The 17,249-nt window shown below is 40.5% G+C and carries 16 protein-coding genes; 8 read left to right on the forward strand and 8 right to left on the reverse strand.

Features of this window, described 5'->3' with window-relative positions; genetic code table 11:
- The 5 genes from IJS99_06565 to IJS99_06585 form a co-directional block, all read right to left on the reverse strand.
- Positions 1-1,188, reverse strand: a 1,188-nt coding sequence (locus IJS99_06565) for a putative Ig domain-containing protein (protein MBQ7561477.1), incomplete at its 3' end; no start/stop codon positions are given.
- Positions 1,124-2,080 carry a leucine-rich repeat domain-containing protein gene (locus IJS99_06570; GenBank protein MBQ7561478.1) on the reverse strand — a complete coding sequence of 319 codons (957 nt, stop codon included), beginning with the start codon at positions 2,078-2,080 and terminating at the stop codon, positions 1,124-1,126. The genes IJS99_06570 and IJS99_06565, both read right to left, overlap by 65 nt.
- Before the next feature lie 328 nt (positions 2,081-2,408).
- Entirely contained in the window at positions 2,409-3,791 is a 1,383-nt protein-coding gene (locus IJS99_06575) for a hypothetical protein (GenBank protein MBQ7561479.1), read from the reverse strand.
- Positions 3,788-4,327 (reverse strand): CPBP family intramembrane metalloprotease, encoded by a 540-nt coding sequence (locus tag IJS99_06580; protein ID MBQ7561480.1) that lies wholly within the window; start codon positions 4,325-4,327, stop codon positions 3,788-3,790. Before IJS99_06580 ends, IJS99_06575 begins: the two co-directional genes overlap by 4 nt.
- A complete protein-coding gene (locus IJS99_06585; GenBank protein MBQ7561481.1) occupies positions 4,324-4,593 on the reverse strand; it encodes a hypothetical protein in 270 nt (89 codons plus the stop codon). The genes IJS99_06580 and IJS99_06585 overlap by 4 nt, the downstream gene beginning before the upstream one ends.
- A 416-nt stretch (positions 4,594-5,009) precedes the next feature.
- On the opposite strand from IJS99_06585, the gene IJS99_06590 reads away from it, so the two are divergent.
- The gene (locus IJS99_06590; GenBank protein ID MBQ7561482.1) at positions 5,010-5,513 is read left to right on the forward strand and encodes a peptidylprolyl isomerase; all 504 of its coding nucleotides are present in this window, start codon (positions 5,010-5,012) and stop codon (positions 5,511-5,513) included.
- A gap of 172 nt (positions 5,514-5,685) precedes the next feature.
- Here IJS99_06590 and argH read toward each other — a convergent pair whose 3' ends face one another.
- From argH to IJS99_06605, 3 genes are read right to left on the reverse strand one after another with little or no spacing between them, the layout of a single operon-like run.
- On the reverse strand, positions 5,686-7,050 hold the full coding sequence (argH, locus tag IJS99_06595; GenBank protein ID MBQ7561483.1) for an argininosuccinate lyase: 1,365 nt from the start codon (positions 7,048-7,050) through the stop codon (positions 5,686-5,688).
- Positions 7,051-7,052: 2 nt separating this feature from the next.
- The gene (locus IJS99_06600; GenBank protein MBQ7561484.1) at positions 7,053-8,204 is read right to left on the reverse strand and encodes a DegT/DnrJ/EryC1/StrS family aminotransferase; all 1,152 of its coding nucleotides are present in this window, start codon (positions 8,202-8,204) and stop codon (positions 7,053-7,055) included.
- 50 nt (positions 8,205-8,254) lie between these two features.
- Positions 8,255-8,791 (reverse strand): rhodanese-like domain-containing protein, encoded by a 537-nt coding sequence (locus IJS99_06605; GenBank protein MBQ7561485.1) that lies wholly within the window; start codon positions 8,789-8,791, stop codon positions 8,255-8,257.
- Positions 8,792-8,962: 171 nt separating this feature from the next.
- Here IJS99_06605 and araA point away from each other — a divergent pair, with 171 nt between their 5' ends.
- The 7 genes from araA to IJS99_06640 all read left to right on the forward strand — a co-directional run bounded on the left by araA (position 8,963) and on the right by IJS99_06640 (position 17,217).
- On the forward strand, positions 8,963-10,438 hold the full coding sequence (araA, locus tag IJS99_06610) for an L-arabinose isomerase (GenBank protein MBQ7561486.1): 1,476 nt from the start codon (positions 8,963-8,965) through the stop codon (positions 10,436-10,438).
- Between the two features lie 2 nt (positions 10,439-10,440).
- On the forward strand, positions 10,441-11,142 hold the full coding sequence (locus IJS99_06615; GenBank protein ID MBQ7561487.1) for an L-ribulose-5-phosphate 4-epimerase: 702 nt from the start codon (positions 10,441-10,443) through the stop codon (positions 11,140-11,142).
- A 182-nt stretch (positions 11,143-11,324) separates the two neighbouring features.
- Positions 11,325-12,317: an ABC transporter substrate-binding protein gene (locus IJS99_06620; GenBank protein ID MBQ7561488.1), complete on the forward strand. Its 993-nt coding sequence runs from the start codon at positions 11,325-11,327 to the stop codon at positions 12,315-12,317.
- A 21-nt stretch (positions 12,318-12,338) separates the two neighbouring features.
- Positions 12,339-13,460, forward strand: a complete 1,122-nt coding sequence (locus tag IJS99_06625; protein MBQ7561489.1) for a sugar ABC transporter substrate-binding protein — start codon at positions 12,339-12,341, stop codon at positions 13,458-13,460.
- A gap of 54 nt (positions 13,461-13,514) precedes the next feature.
- The gene (locus IJS99_06630) at positions 13,515-14,480 is read left to right on the forward strand and encodes a hypothetical protein (protein MBQ7561490.1); all 966 of its coding nucleotides are present in this window, start codon (positions 13,515-13,517) and stop codon (positions 14,478-14,480) included.
- A gap of 258 nt (positions 14,481-14,738) precedes the next feature.
- Complete coding sequence (locus tag IJS99_06635; GenBank protein MBQ7561491.1) at positions 14,739-16,238, forward strand: sugar ABC transporter ATP-binding protein; 1,500 nt, start codon at positions 14,739-14,741, stop codon at positions 16,236-16,238.
- Positions 16,239-16,251: 13 nt separating this feature from the next.
- Complete coding sequence (locus tag IJS99_06640) at positions 16,252-17,217, forward strand: ABC transporter permease (protein MBQ7561492.1); 966 nt, start codon at positions 16,252-16,254, stop codon at positions 17,215-17,217.
- Positions 17,218-17,249: the final 32 nt, after the last annotated feature.

Here is a 17,249-nt window from a genome sequence, read left to right on the forward strand (position 1 = left end):
AGGAGTCGCCCCTGTTGCAGTGAGTGAAGCACTATAGCTCGTATTTAATTCTGCGTCTGCAAGTGATACTGTAGTGATTACAGGAATCTCGCCTATATTTATAGTGAATTCTTTAGAGTCATTGCCGTATGAATTCGCAGCTTGCACCGTAAATGTAAATGTCCCCGCAGTTGTCGGAATGCCTGAGATTCTCCCTTCAGTGCTGAGAGTCAAACCGGCCGGAAAATTCCCGGATGTTACTGTCCAAGTTATGGGCGTTGATCCTGTCGCAGCTAGTACAGCATTATAATTTTTGCCTATAATGCCCTGATTGAGTGAATTTGTAGTAATTTCAGGTGCAGCAACTACAGAAATAGCTATTCGTTTTGATACACTACCAATAGAGTTATTTGCTTTAGCATTCAAATAAAATACGCCTAATTTTGTCGGAATGCCTGTAATTGTCCCGTCTGAATTGAGAGTCAAACCGTCTGCAAAATTTATTATATCCCAAGTTATAGGAGTGTCGCCGCTTACAGTAAGTGAGGCACTATAGCTCTGATTCAAATAAGCGTCTTCAAGAGATTCTGTTGTGATTACCGGGAGTTCTCCTACTACAATAGTGAATTCTTTTGTGTCGCTGCCGTAATAATTTGATGCTTTAATTGTAAATGTGTATGTGCCTTTCTTTGTAGGTGTACCGGAGATCTGCCCGATATGCCCATACCCATTAGTATTAATCTTAGATGACAGCTGTAAACCTTCAGGCAACTCACCGCTTATGAGTTCAAATTTTTTATATTCCGCTCCTTGTGATGATATAGTTGAAGAGTAAGTTTTTCCTACAGCAGCATTATTCAGTGTTGTAGTAGTAATAGACGGCAATAGCCTGTAAGAACAAACACCGATTATAATATTTTTTTTAGTTATTCCGTAAAGGTTTTCTGCCTGAAATGTAAAAGAAAAAAGCGGAGAATTAACCCCCACATAAGATGAAACATTACATGTTATGACTCCTGATTCAGAATTAATATTTAAATTGCTTATACCATTACCACTATAAGAACCATTACCGATCATCAATGACCATACTATAGGGCTTGTGCTTTCTGCGGCTTCAAGTGTTGCGCTATATTGTGGAATCTCAGCGCAAAATGCCGGGAGAAATTCCGTCGTTATTTCCGGGGGCGTTCCTTCTTCTGATGACAATTTTAAATATCCGTATTAAGTATTGTCTTGATGATGTACTCATGTTTATACGTGTTCTACTTGGTATTGTATAACCATCGGTATTAGTACATATTCTATAATAATATCCTGATTTTTGAGGGCTAGTTATAGAAACATTCAAGTCCTCATTTAAATCATCAATGCTGAATGCCCAGCATTTTGTAGTGTGATCTGCCTCGACTGCCTTTGTTACAAGTAAATCAAATTCAAGTCTTGTTACCCCGTTTTCAAGTGCCTGCTTCAAATTTGAATATTCCAGATCATTCCCGTAGCATGAGACAGTCGTTAAATTCATTGTGTCAGTGCCGAAATTAATCAGGGTTAAATTATTTTCCTGACATGAAAGTGTTGCGAGCTGATAATTGCCGCTTACGTCAAGAGTTTCTATATCATTATTGCTGCAGTCAAGAACTTCTAAATTATCACAGCCGCTTATATCGATTTCAGTTATATAATTATTGCTGCAATATAAATGAGTAAGACTCGAATTGCTGCCTAAAATTATAGACTCTAATGCGTTATCATTGCAATTTACTTGTGTCAGGTTTGTATTATTGCTTAAATCAAGAGCCGTTAAATTATTTTTCTGTAGAGTTAAGTTTATTAATGCAGTATTAGCACTCAAATCTATATCTCTAAGTGAAGTATTATTACAAGTTAAATTTTCCAGATAAATAAAATGCTCGATTCCCTTCAATGACGGCAAATTATAACTATTCAATGATATAGTTTTAGCTGATTGAATCTCTGAATCACTCAAAATCCCGTCTCTATTCTTGTCGAAATAGCTAGTTACATAGTTACGAAAATTTGCGGCCGGAAAATTTGTGCTGTTAACCTCAACATCTGCCCATGCTGCCGAACTACTCAACAGTAATATAATTAGCGCATGAAAAATTTTTCTTATAAGTGAGTCCCCTCTCTGAATAGATTAATAAATATAAAAAATTTCACCCAGCCAGAGTCAATTAATAATTTTCTCCGACCGAGTGAATAATTTTTCCCTGAATTAAAAATTAAAAACGTGATTTATTCCTGAAAGTTTATGAAGACACAATAATACGATAACTGATAACTGATTTTAGCGGCCCGCATTATTTGTGTCAACTCCTTTTCTTGCGTAATTTTACGTATTTTTGCAGTGTGTGAATAATTATTTTATTTATTTTCGGCACATATATATTTAATCTTTAATCGCGCTAAAAAACTTCCCAGGCAGGATAATATATTCTCAAGTGAGTCAAATTCTTTAATCCGTCGTCAACACGTCCGGAAATCTCCGGCAATTTCTGCCAGTTCCCGCCGTCAAGCCTGCAAAGTACTAAAGGTTTCCGCCCGTAATTTGTCAATACCCCCGGCAATGAGTCATTTAATTGAGACCCCGGCAATAATGAATGTTTATATAAAGGCTCTGTCCCTTCTAAGTCCCGATTACCGGGAAGAGGTGAAATTATCATCCATTGAGTCGATCCCCAAGCATAAATCATTTCTTTTGAAGTCAAAGCATGTTTTAACGGCATAATTTGAAAGCCGCCCAGTTCACCGCGTTTTGAGGTTGCTATGTCAATTACTCCCGCATGAGATGCCCTTATTCGGCTGACATTCTGAAATAAACTCCCTCCGAATTCTCCGACACCTTTCAATGGACGAACTACACGGGCAATTAACTTACAGCCTGAATCGCTCCATGCTGTAACCCGTCCGCCCTGCCTGTTTTCGATTTCGACCATAAAAATTTTTTGATTCTCCGGCAAATCTGTACGAATTATTAATGTATCGCCTTTTTCCGGGACTCGATTTAAGGGCGACTCGACTCCGTCATGTTCGATATAAACGCGTGATCCGACAAATGGCGCAAAACCTCCGAATATTCCCGTACCTGCCGGCATGTCAAGCGCGAAAAATGCACCCTGAGCAGCTGCCGGAGCTACTGTAACTTTAGGAACAAGACTTATTACTCTGCCGTGATCTTCTTCTACGTCTATTAACATGTGAATGGCATTCACCGCAGAAGCACACACCGTTGAAGGCTCGCACCATTTGCTGGCTGTATATGCGGGCCAGTTTGATTTTACGGGAGTCATTATTACTTTTCCGAGCGAAATTCTTTCACCGGCGGGCATTATAGCAATTACTTCTGAGTCAATATTACACGGGACTCTAATCTCTATAAAATTTGCTGCATTTGAACTTGAAATATTTATTAATAAAATCAGCGCAGGAATTATATATTTTATGTGATCATTCATACAGCAAGAAAAATTATTAAATCGCTCGCATAAATTAACACAGCAATAACAACACGAATAAGCAAATTTTTTTACGCACTCGCATATATAACGCAAGAAAATTTTACGAACATTAACACAGCAATCACTCACAGGACGCAAAAATTTTAAATCGCACGAACAAGCAAATTTTTTAAAGCACCCGCATATATAACGCAAGAAAATTTTACGAGCATTAACGCAGCAATCACTCACAGGATGCAAAAATTTTAAATCGCACGAATAAGCAAATTTTTTCATGAAATTATTAACGCACTCACAACTACGCAAAAAACTTGATAAAAATTTTCTCATTGTATCGGTGCCCACCATACCGCCCATATATTGCAAATTGCGTGATAAATTACAGCGGGCATTATTGAACCTCCTCTGTGTCTAAGAATTCCCATTATTATACCCGGAAAAAATGTAGCGACTCTCAGCCAGCCCGTTAATACTATTAAATGACTCAACGCAAATATAAGCGACGTTATAATTATTGCTGCAAATGCCTTTATTTTGCGGGTCAATATAGTCTGAAGCCAGCCCCTGTAAAAAGTTTCCTCAATGAACGCAGCAGCCAAGCCCCCGCCTAAATTATTTAATGCGATCCAGAAGGGGACTCTATGAGGGCCGCCAACTCCCCATTTTTGAGGCCAGTTAAGAGAGAAAAAAGTCAACGGGATTAGAGTCACGCACAAAGCAATTATTACATCACGTTTTGACTCTCTAGTCATGAAATATTTCAGGCCGTAAATTTTTTCGTCCTCGTGTCTGTATTTGCACCATTCATAGGGGAAGTAAAGCATAAATGCCGCTATAATAAGACCGATTATATTTGCAAGTATCATAAAACTTTCAGGGCGTCGCTTATAAATTGCAGGCCGTTATTTATATATGTAGCAATATAAAATCTGTTCGTGTATAACATTGCCGAAATTTTACACAACAAAATTATAACCGGAACAGCTACGATTATTGCACCAGTCCTGTATAAAATTTTTGAGGGAATTCTGCCCCATTTCTCCGACAACTCACCGACAAGCCAGCCGGCGACCATTAAAGCAAATCCCATTACCCATATTGACAAGCCTAATACTATTTGAGTGTTTACCAAGCGCAAAAAAATCACTCCATCAACATATAATATTTATTAAGATTCAGCGTTATTATATGCTAAACTTTATTAATCTTAAATCAGGAGGCTTATTTTATATGAGCAAGAAAATTTTTGCAGGATTTATTATTACTCTTATATTTGCAAGTTTCGCGTTTGCTGCGGATTTGGACAAAGTTGTAGCGCGCGTAAATAGTCAGGACATCACAGAACGTGAAGTATTATTATTCTTACAGCCGTTCGGACAGCAAGCTATCATGCTTTATCAGACTCCTCAAGGCCGCAAAATGGTAATCGATGATGTTATTTCACTGCGACTCTTTTCACTTGAAGGCGAGAAGGCAAAACTTGACGAGACTCAAGAATTTAAGGACGCTCTAGCAAGCACCCGCCGGGCAATGTTAGCACAGTCTGCAATGAGAGAAATATTAAAAGATGTCAAAGTCGACGAGTCAGAAGCTCAAAAATTTTATGACGAGAATAAACAATCTTTTATGCAGCCTGAAAAAGTTCACGCACGGCATATTTTAATCAGCGGTGATGCTGACGAGTTAGCACAAAAAATTATAGCAGACTTGAAAGCCGGAGCATCTTTTGACGTTCTTGCACGCGAATATTCACAGGATCCGGGCAGCAAAAATAACGGGGGCGATCTGGGAGAATTCCCGCGCGGAGTAATGGTAGCTGATTTTGAGAAGGCAGCTTTTGCACTCAAGAATCCCGGCGATATTTCCGAACCTGTTAAATCTCAATTCGGAATCCATATTATCAAACTTGAAGAGAGAATCCCCGAATCTCCCGCACCGTTCGTACAAGTTAAAGACAGAATTATGCAGGAATTGCGCGAGAAAAAGACTCAGGAGTTATTGAAGGCTCGTTCTGAAGAGTTAGAGAAAATTTACAAAGTTGAAAGATTCTAAGAAAAATTATTCCCCCTGTCAATCGCTCGGCAGGGGGTTTTTTTGTGCTAAAATTTGCCCGGTTTTAACAAAAACTTTCACGAGAAAATATAATTTTTACTAATACATTTACTAATACAAAAATATAATCTCATTAAGGCAATAGCAATCACTCACAAAGAAAAATTTTTTGCTATATATTCAATTTTCCGCGCGCAGATTTTATCTGTAAATCAACTTGTTCAAAGCTCGTCGCTCCGTAAATATTCCGCCGTCTCACGCTGTCATACGGAGTCAAAATTTCCATAATATCCGCGTCAACTTCAGGAATTAATTTTTGCCACTGAGTCAAATCTAAATCCGTGAACAGCAAATTATTATCAATGCACCATCCCACGAGCCGCCCAGCCTTTAAATGAGCCTCTCTAAATGGTACGCCTTTATTTACAAGATATTCTGCAATGTCCGTAGCAAGTGAATAACCGTTTTCGAGTCTTGAAAGCGAAATTTTTCCGTCAACTTCAACGCGTGAAAGTAAATCACTCATGATATTTATTACGCTTTCAATCGTGTCTAGTGAATTCCAGAGTCCCCGCTTGTCTTCCTGTAAATCTCGATTATAAGTCATAGGGAGTCCCTTGAGATTCACAAGCAAATCTATAAGTCCGCCTATTACTTGGCCTGTTTTTCCGCGCGAAAGTTCTAACACATCGGGATTCTTTTTCTGAGGCATCATGCTCGAACCCGTGCAGAACTCATCAGGCAGAATAATAAACGCAAATTCTTGAGTGTTCCATGTAATTAAATCGCTGCATAGTCTCGAAATATGAATCATTAGGACGCTCGCAAAATAATGATAATCAAGCATGTAATCACGATTTGCAACACTGTCTAAGCTATTACGGGTCGGACATGAAAAGCCTAAAAATTTCGCCGTGAACTCTCTATCAATCGGAAGTGTTGACCCGGCCAAAGCTCCCGCACCCAGTGGACATTCATTTAACGAGTCAAGCGCAAAATTTAATCTCTCATAATCGCGCATAAAAGCCTCATACCACGCGAGCCAGTAATGTCCCATTGAAATCGGCTGTGCTTGCTGCATATGAGTATAACCGGGAATTATTATAAATTTATGCCGTTCTGCGTTGTCGATAAAAATTTTTAATAAATCGCGTAAATCTTTCTTGATTTCCTGCAATCTCTCACGCAAATATAATCGTGTAGTAACAGCAACTTGATCATTACGGCTTCTGGCTGTGTGTAATTTTGCACCGAGCGGCTCTATTTCTGTTAAACGCGACTCTATATTCATGTGAACGTCTTCTAAATCTTTTGAGGGAATAAATGCGCCCGATTTGATTTCCTGCAAGACTTGATTTAAGCCCGACTCAATTTTTGCTGACTCTTCAGGCTTAAGAATTCCCGTTTGACCTAACATTTTTACATGAGCTATGCTGCCCAGTATATCGCACTCGGCCATTCTGAAATCTATATCAAGTGATTGAGTGAAATTTTTGACAGACTCGGCCGTGTCATGTTTAAATCTTCCGTGCCACATTGTTAATTATTCCTGAAAAATTTTGCTATTTCCTGAATAAGTGCTTCCTGCTCGTCTGACTTCAAGCCCGGGAATATCGGCAATGCAAGAACTTCACGCGATAAATTTTCACTCACTGGGAAGTCGCCTTCTTTGTAGCCTAAATATTTAAAGCATGGCTGTAAATGCAAAGATAACGGGTAATATACACGAACAGCAAAGCCGTTATTATTGAGATAATTCATTAAGTCGCCGCGCTTATTCTTGACTCTTATCACGTACTGATGATAAATGTGATAATTATTCTCAAGTTCAACAGGAGCCGAAATAAATTCATTCAAGTTATTTGCTTTGATTAATAATTTATAGTAATCAGCTAATTTTCTGCGCTCTTCATTCCATTTGTCGAGATACTTTAATTTAATATCAAGTATTGCCGCCTGAATAGAGTCGAGTCTGCTGTTGATTCCTATTTCGTCATGAAAATATGTCTGACCCGATCCGTGAACGCGTAATTTTTTGAGTCTCTCAGCAATATTTAAATCTCTTGTTATGTTCATACCGCCGTCGCCGCAGCCTCCGAGATTCTTTGTCGGGAAAAATGAATAGCAGCCTATATCGCCTATTGTCCCAGCCCGCAAAATTTTTTTATTCCCGTCGTCATTAATAAATCTACACGCTCCGAACGCCTGAGCAGAATCTTCTATAACTTTTACGCCCTTATCATGGAAAATTTTTATTACATTCTCAATCGGGGATAACTGGCCGAATAAATGAACCGGCAAGAATGCGCGAGTCTTACTTGTGATTTTATTTACGGCCTGATCAAGATTTATATTATAAGTATCCGGCTCAACGTCAACGAAAACGGGAGTCGCTCCCAGTCTCGCAATAGTTCCCGATGTAGCAAAAAATGTAAATGGAGTAGTAATAACTTCGTCGCCCGGTTTAATATCTATTGCCATGAGTGCGAGAAGTAATGCATCAGTCCCCGACGCACAAGAAACCGCGCAATTTTCGGGAATATCCAAATATTTTTCGCAATGAGTCTCAAAATTTTTTACTTCTTGACCGAGTATAAAGCTCTGTGCGTTAAATATTTTTTCAAGCGAGTTAAACACTTCCGGCTTTATCTCACTAAATGAACGCGCTAAATCTAAAATTGGTACTGTCAATTAATATTCATCTCCTGAATAAATTATCACTCTGAGAGGGGAATAATTTTTTACGGCCTTTGCATGTCGAACTTCTGAAATTTTGCGGGCATTTGTTTTGTTAAAGTCGCAGGCTCATGATCTTCGGGCAAAAATATATTTCCTTCTTTGTACCAGTCAACAGTCCCGCCCCTGTAATTCTTGATTCTTGACGGGTCAAAATAAAAGCTCCGCACGAGTCTATCTGCAAACCAGCCCGATAATACACCAGTGTTGCAATAGAGAATTATAATATTTTTCTTGACTATTCCCGCATGAGAGAGTGCCGCAGGTGCCGCAGCAATATTTAAATCTTCAATCGGAAAATTTATAGCTCCTGGAATATGTCCGCCGGGAATTCCGGGACGAGGGGATTTGCCGCTGTAATTCTCTTCAGGTCTCACGTCAACAAGAATATAACCCGATTTGCCCGCGTGTTCTTTCACATATTTTGAGTCAACGTCTTCAATATGAGGCTCAAATTTTGAGATTATCAACGCAGCAATAAACGCAAGCACAAATATAACGGGTGCAGCAATTATTAACGGTATTCGCTTTCTTTGTGTCATGGCAAATATTTATTCCCCTTTCGTGAATATGCTTAAAAAATGTTGAACTCGAAAATATTATACACTGCAAAATAAATTTGCTTGCTGATTAGTTCATGCTATCATACAATCATGTTAATATTTTTCTTATCTCACCAGTAAAATTTTTTGTGAAAGGAAGATTTTATTATTATGAATCTGAAAGATTTTGAGTTCTGGCTTATAGTAGGCAGTCAATATCTTTACGGCCCTGAAGTCCTTGATACTGTTGCAAAACGCGCTCAGGAGATGGCCGACAAGTTAAATGCTTCCGGTAAGCTCCCCTGCAAAGTCGTCTACAAAGTAACAGCAAAGACAAACGCCGAAATCACTGACACAATAAGAGACGCTAATCACGATAACAAATGCGCGGGAATTATTACATGGTGTCATACATTCAGCCCGTCAAAAATGTGGATTAACGGACTCGTCAATCTCCAAAAGCCTTGGTGCCACTTTGCGACTCAATATAACCGCGAGATTCCAAATGAAGAAATTGATATGGATTTTATGAATCTCAATCAGGCAGCACACGGAGACAGGGAACACGGTTTTATAGGCGCAAGACTCAGGACTCCCCGCAAAATTATAGCCGGTTATTGGCAAGACTCGGACGTTCAGGAAAAAATAGGCAAATGGATGAGAGTAGCAGCCGGAGTAGCTTTCTCGCGTTCACTCAAGATTATGAGATTCGGCGACAATATGCGTGAAGTTGCTGTAACTGAAGGCGACAAAGTAGAAGTACAGGCAAAACTCGGCTGGCAGGTCAACACTTGGCCGGTGGGCGAACTCGTAGAATTTATTGACTCTGTGAAGGATTCAGAAGTCGACTCGCTCATGAAAGAATATGAGTCGCTTTATGACATTGCAACAGAAAATATTGATGCGATTCGTTATCAAGCCCGTGAAGAAATTGCCATGAAAAAAATGCTTGATCGTGAGGGCTGCTGTGCTTTCTCGAATACTTTTGAGAATTTATACGGAATGAAGCAATTGCCCGGACTTGCGAGTCAGCATTTATTAGCGTCAGGCTACGGCTACGGAGCAGAAGGAGACTGGAAAGTTTCAGGCATGACGGCAATAATTAAATTCATGACTCAAGGCCAGAAGGGCGGGACTGCTTTTATGGAAGATTACACGTATCATATCGGCCCCGAAAATAAATACAGTCTCGGAGCTCATATGCTTGAAGTATGTCCGTCAGTTGCAGCAGGAAAACCCCGCATTGAAGTCCATCATTTAGGAATAGGCGGGAAGGAAGACCCGGCCAGACTCGTTTTTGAAGGCCACGAGGGGAAGGCAGTAGTTGTGAGTCTTGTCGATATGGGCGGAAGATTGCGCTTAATTTGTCAAGATATTAAATGTGTAAAACCCATTATGTCAATGCCTAATTTGCCGGTCGCGCGAGTCATGTGGCAGGCAATGCCGAATTTACGAACCGGTTTAGAGTGCTGGATTCTTGCTGGCGGTGCTCATCATACAGTTTTGAGTTATGACGTTGACGCTGAACAAATGAGAGACTGGGCGCGCATTATGGATATTGAATTCGTCCATATCAGCAAGGACACAACAACGGAGAGTCTCGAAAGAGATTTATTATTATCAGATATAGCATGGAGGTTAAAATAATAATGCTGCTTGAAAAATTACGTCAAGAAGTTTATCGCGCAAATATGGAACTCCCCGAAAAAAATTTAGTCGTCTACACATGGGGCAATGTCTCAGGAATTGACAGGGAGAAGGGGCTAATCGTAATAAAGCCTTCAGGAGTCGAATATGAAGATTTAACGCCTGAAAATCTCGTAGTTGTCAACATGAATAATAAAATTATCGAGGGTGATTTAAATCCTTCGTCTGACACAAAGACTCACGTCGAATTATATAAGACATTTCCTGAAATCGGCGGAATAGTTCACACTCATAGCCCTCACGCTGTAGGATGGGCGCAGGCCGGCCGTGATATTCCCTGTTATGGGACGACTCAGGCAGATTATTTTTACGGTGCAGTGCCATGTACTAGAAATTTGACCGCTCAAGAAGTCAATGACGACTACGAATTAAATACGGGCAAAGTCATAGCAGAGACTTTCAGAGAAAGAAAATTAGATCCCGTAGCGATTCCCGGAGTAATTTGCCGCTGTCATGGGCCTTTCTCGTTCGGTAAGAATCCAGCTCAAGCCGTTTATCATGCAGTAGTCCTTGAAGAAGTCGCAAAAATGGCAATGTATACAATCACTATAGAGCGCAACGCAGACCCCGCCCCGCAATATGTCTTAGATAAGCACTATTTACGCAAGCACGGGCCAAATGCTTATTACGGACAAGGGAATTAATTAGAGAAAATTTTTTATCGGGCTGTCTTGTTTTATACGGGACGGCTCATTTTTTTTTTGTTATCTATATAATACGCATATTACTGAATTGAAATTTACACGCATTTATTGTAGCATTCACTTATCTCAATTATACGGCTTCAAAAATTTAATATTTATTTTATATGGAGGGAAATTTTTTCATGAAAAAATTATTATTCCTTGTTCTTGCGCTTGTTATGATTATATGCGTATCTTCAGCAAGTGCAAAAGATGTAGTAATTGCATTCTCGCAAATCGGTCAAGAGTCGGACTGGAGAACAGCTAACACTGATGATTTACGTTCGGCAATCGAGAATCACCCGGGCTGGAAATTAGTTTATGACGACGGCCAGCAGAAACAGGAGAATCAAATTAAGGCACTCCGAAATTTCATAACTCAGGGCGTGGATTATATTTTATTCACGGGCGTTGTGTCAACTGGCTGGGATGAAGTATTGAAGGAAGTAAACGAGGCAGAAATCCCCCTCCTTCTTGTAGATAGACTCCCTGACTGCGCGGATAAAATTGATTATGTTGCAGCGTTCGGCGGTGATTTTGTAGAAGAGGGCCGCAGACAAGTTGCATGGGTCGGCGAATATCTCAAGAGCATAGGACAGGGCGACAAAGATTTTAATATCGTCATCATGGAAGGCACGACGGGAGCAAGTGCACAGACCGGACGAACTGAAGGCAATCTTAAGGCGTTAAAAGAATATCCGCATTTGAAACTTGTCGGTCAGCAGTCAGGAAATTTCACGCGCGCTGAAGGTCAGGCAGTTATGGAGAGCTGGCTTAAGTCGATTCCTAAGATTGATATATTAATCGCTCAAAATGACGACATGGCACTCGGAGCAATTGACGCAATCAAGGCCGCCGGAAAAGTTCCCGGAAAAGATATTATTATTGTCGGCTGTGACTCAGTTAAGGCAGCATTTGACGCTATTGTAGCAGGTGAAATGAACTGCACAGTAGAATGCACCCCGCTTTATGGCGCGTTTGTAGTTCCCACGATTGAGGCATTAGAGCGCGGCGAAAAATTTAGCAGAACAGTCATTCACCCTGAAGAAGGAGTCTTTGACATGAACGGCGGAATAGATTTAGGCACAGTTAAATCAATCAAAGCAGCTGACGTAATTTCACAGCGAAAATATTAATATACAGGAGAAAAATTTATCATGAAGAAAAAATTAATCGCGTCAATTCTCACATTAGCAATGATTTTCGGAGCAGCCCCGGCAGTTTTCGCGGCTCCCATTAAGATCGGTATATCAATTTGGAGTTCAACGGACACACTCGGCAGTGAGTGTAAAAGAATGATAGACGCAGCAGCAAAGGCACTCGGAGTCGAAACTCAATGGGTAGATCAGGCTCATATTTCCGAGCAGGTTACATCAAGTGCTGAGACTCTAGCTTTGGCAGGGTGCGACGGCATAATAATCTGCAACAGTGCCAGTGCTGAAATGGGATCAGTTATTAAGACCTGCGACGAGAACGAGGTATATGTAGCTCAATTCTTTAGAGTAATCGATAAAGACGCTAACCCCGAAGAATATAAACAGGCTTGCGAGTCAAAATATTATGTCGGTGCAGTCCACGAGTCAGAATTTGACAACGGGAAAAATTTAGTGCTCATTCTCGCAGGCAAAAAGGGATGCCGCAAAATCGGTCTTGAAGGCTGGGAACCCGGCGACGCTACATTTTTAGGACGCTGGGCAGGTTATAAGGCCGGAGTCGAGGCTTGGAACGCTGAACATCCAAATGATAAAGTAGTCTTGCTTGAACCTCAATACGGACGCACAACGACTGACACGGGACGTGCTACAGCTGAAGCAATCATTGACGCAAATCCTGATATTGACGCTCTTATCGTAGCAGGCGGCGGCGGTGATACTTTACTCGGAGCAATTGCGGCAATCGAGGCCAAAGGACTCACAGGAAAAATCGCAGTAGTATCTACAGATTTCTTATCAGATTTGGACGCTAAATTAAAGTCAGGTGCTATGGCTGCTGAATCAGGCGGACATTATGCAGATCCGTTTTTCGCTTTCTTAATGGTCTATAACACTATCAGGGGCAAATTTGCGACTAAGACTGACGGATTTTATGATATGGTCTTCCCGTATATGTATGTTGCATCGCCTGAAGATTACGAGACTTACGCGAAATTCTTTACTGGTAATGCGCTGCCTTATAATGAAGAAGAGATCAAGAAACTTGCTGATTTAAGTTATGACGATTTAGCGGCGGCTTGTGCAAAATTGTCAGTTGAAGACGCAGCAGCAAGGCATTCAAAGTAGGGCAGTCATGTAAATTATTTTGAGCTGGTCTGAACATGGCCGGCTCTTTTTTTTGTGATAAATAAAAGGTGTGATTTAACAATGCAAAATTTCAAGAATTCAAGATTTTACGGATATATGATTCTTGCAGTAATGGTTATATTCTTTTACGGTTTATTCAAGTTTCTAACGCCGTCAAATTTCGGGAGCACGGCAAATTTATATTCTTATTTTCAGTCGTCTATTATATATTCAGTCGGAGGCTGCGGGCTGTATTTTATTGTCGTAATGGGATTATTTGATTTTGCGGTCGGGTCAAATATAGTATTATCTTCAATAGTGGGCGTTATTTTGTCAGAAAAATTCGGTTATCTCGGCTTTGTAGTAGGCTGTGTAGGTTGTGCGACTCTTGTCGGAGTAATAATCGGAATGCTTTATAATAAATTAAATGTTCCTTCAATGATTGTAACAGTGGGAATCATGCTCGTATTAGAAAGTGTAGCAGTTTTCGCGGCTGGCGGGGTAAAGCAGACTCTTGCTCCCGAAATGAGATTTTTTTCAGGTGCACCGGGTAATATAATTCTAGCTCTCTTAGCATTTGCCCTCATGTGGTTTATCTTGAATTATACGAGAATAGGCACATATTGTAACGCAATCGGAAGTAACGAATTTACAGCTAAAAATATGGGCATTGACGTAAAGAAATATAAATTAATCGGCTTTGCACTCCTTCATTTTTTCGTGGGAATCATGGCAATTCTTACAGTTTCATATGGCACGACTATGACGGCACTAACAGGAATGTCAACAATGAGCCGAAATTTTCAGCCTTTAATGGGAACATTTTTCGGAGTAGCTTTCAGGAAATACGGCACTCCCATAACCGCAATTGTAATCGGTGAATTTATCATCGCGATAATATTTAATGGATTCGTCGCACTGGGAGCACCTACAACTATTCAAAATGTAGTAACAGGCGCAGCACTTCTCTTGATAGTTACGTTGACAGCACGGGGCGGCCGGGGGGCAGTCGTGAAATAGAAGGGCGCGAATCATGACGGAAAATTTTTTAGCGGCACATTTCGGAATTTTTTGCAGTAACCGCGCTTTATTCGTAAAGTAGGAGGGCGGCGAATCATGACGGAAAAATTTTTAGCAAAGTATTTCGGGATAACTCGCAGTAATCGCGCTTTATTCGTAAAGTAGGAGACGCGAATCATGATAGAAAAATTTTTAGCAAAGTATTTCGGGATAACTCGCAATAATCGCGCTTTATTCGTGAAATAGGAGGCGTTAATAATGTCAGATAAAATATTACTTGAAGCAAAACACATTGATAAAAGATTCGGAATCACTCACGCAGTTAATAATGTCAGCTTGAATATTTCAGCCGGAGAAATCAGGGCATTAATCGGCGAAAACGGTTCGGGCAAGTCTACATTCTGCCAAATGTTATGCGGGATTTACACAATAGGCGGAGGGACTTTCACACTTGACGGCCAAGTTATGCACATTAAGAATCAGGTCGAGGCAAATAATCTCGGAGTCTCTATAATAGTTCAGGAAATGGGCACTTTATCGGGCTTGACTGTCGCAGAAAATATATTTTTAGGCCATGAAGCCCCGTTTATGCATTATGGAATCAAGGACACCCGCGCAATGATTCGGGAAGGCCAGAAATTGCTTGATGAGTACGGATTTAAGAATATACGCGCCGGAGCAATGATCGATAATTATAATTTTGAAGATAGAAAGCTAGTAGAAATTGTGAAAGCTACTTATATGAAGCCTAAAATTTTAATAGTCGACGAGACAACTACGGCATTATCTCGAAAAGGAAGGCTTGAGCTCTATAAAATTATTAACGAAATCAGAGAAGACGGCCGGAGCGTTATATTTATTAGTCATGATTTAGGCGAGATTTTATTACAATGCGACACTATCAGCATTTTACGAGACGGCGAATATATTGACACGGTGAATGCTAAGGACGTTAACGAGGATGATTTAAAGCGTCTCATGGTAGGCCGCGAAATAGGCTCGGCTTATTACAGGACTGATTACGGCAAAGAAATTTCACCGGAAGTAGTAATAAGCGTTAAAGATGTTACAGTTCCGGGACAAATTCAAGATATCAGCTTTGATTTACATCGCGGGGAGATTTTAGGGTTCGGCGGTCTGTCAGAGTGCGGAATGCATGAGGTCGGCAAAGCAGTATTCGGAGCTTCACTTGATAGAACGGGCAGCGTCAAACTTTCTGACGGAACAGAAATTAATGATATACCTTCAGCAATAAAGCACTCAATTGCATATGCATCGAAAGATAGGGACAACGAGTCTATAATTCTTAATGAGAGCATAAGAAATAATATAGTATTGCCCTCACTCGATGACTTGGCCATGAGAAAATTATTAAGTTCCCGCAAATTAAACAAGTTCGCCAAAGAACACGCCGAGAAAATGCAGACGAAGATGCAGGGAATCCATCAATTTATTTCGGATTTGTCCGGCGGAAATAAGCAAAAAGTTGTCTTAGCCCGCTGGATAGGCAAGGGCAGTGATATATTAGTTCTTGACTCGCCGACTAGAGGGATCGACGTTAAAGTCAAACAGGCAATTTACGCGCTCATGCAGGAATTAACGGCTCAGGGCAAGTCTATAATCATGATAAGTGAAGAGATTCCCGAACTTCTCGGAATGTCCGACAGAATATTAATAATGAAGGACGGTAAAATCAACGGGGAATTTATACGCAGTGAGTCTTTATCCGAAGAAGATTTAATTGCTAAAATGGTATAAGCAGGTGAATATTATGGCAGAAAAAAACGAACTCCAACAATCAAAAATTTCTCAAATTCTCGGCAGCGATTTATTTAAAGGGTTATTGCCGTTTATCGGGCTTGTAATAATTCTCGGAGTCATGTATTGGCTTACTGGCGGGAAGATTTTACAGCCCCGCAGATTGAGATTATTATTATCACAAGTCTATTATCCCATGATAGTAGCAACCGGCGTATTTTTTGTAATGACTCTGGGCTCGATTGATTTCACAGAAGGTTCGACACTGGGTGTTGCTTCAATAGTCGTGTCAATGCTTTCATTTTATAGTATACCGCTCGCAATTATCGGGGGGATTTTAACGGGGGCGGCAATCGGGGCTGTAAATGGATTCTTTCACGTTAAATTCAGACTTCAAAGTTTCATAGTTACAATTTGCACAATGTATTTATTTCGCGGGGTCTGTGCATATCTCACGACCGAGACGGCAATTCCAGCTTCTGCAGCTATAAAGGCTCTTGACAGCGATAATCTGAAAATTGCTATAACCGTTGGAGTATTAATTATTGCGTTCTTCCTGTTTAGATTTACCAGAATCGGCAATGACGTTAAAGCAGTAGGTTCAGGAGAGACAGCCGCGAGATTTTCAGGAGTCCGCACTGACAGAGTGAAATTTTTAGCGTTTGTTGCTGCGGGGGCGTTAACTGGGCTTGCTGCATTTGTGAATGTTATCAAAGTAGGCTCAATTACGGCGACTGCAGGGAATCAATTAGAGACTCAAATATTAATCTCGTTAGTTCTCGGCGGACTTCCCATAACAGGCGGCGCAAAAGTAAGATTCTCAAATATTATAGTCGGCACTCTCATGTATACAGTTTTGAATAATGGCTTAGTCATGTTAGGCTATGAGTCTGCAACCCAGCAATTAATAAAGGGTGTAGTATTCTTGATTTTCGTAGCGTTGACCATTGACCGCAAAGCCCTGAAAGTTATCAAGTAACATGATAGCAGCAATATCCCGGGCGGGGAAGG

The organism is Synergistaceae bacterium, assembly GCA_017444345.1.
Taxonomy (GTDB): Bacteria; Synergistota; Synergistia; order Synergistales; family Aminobacteriaceae; genus JAFUXM01.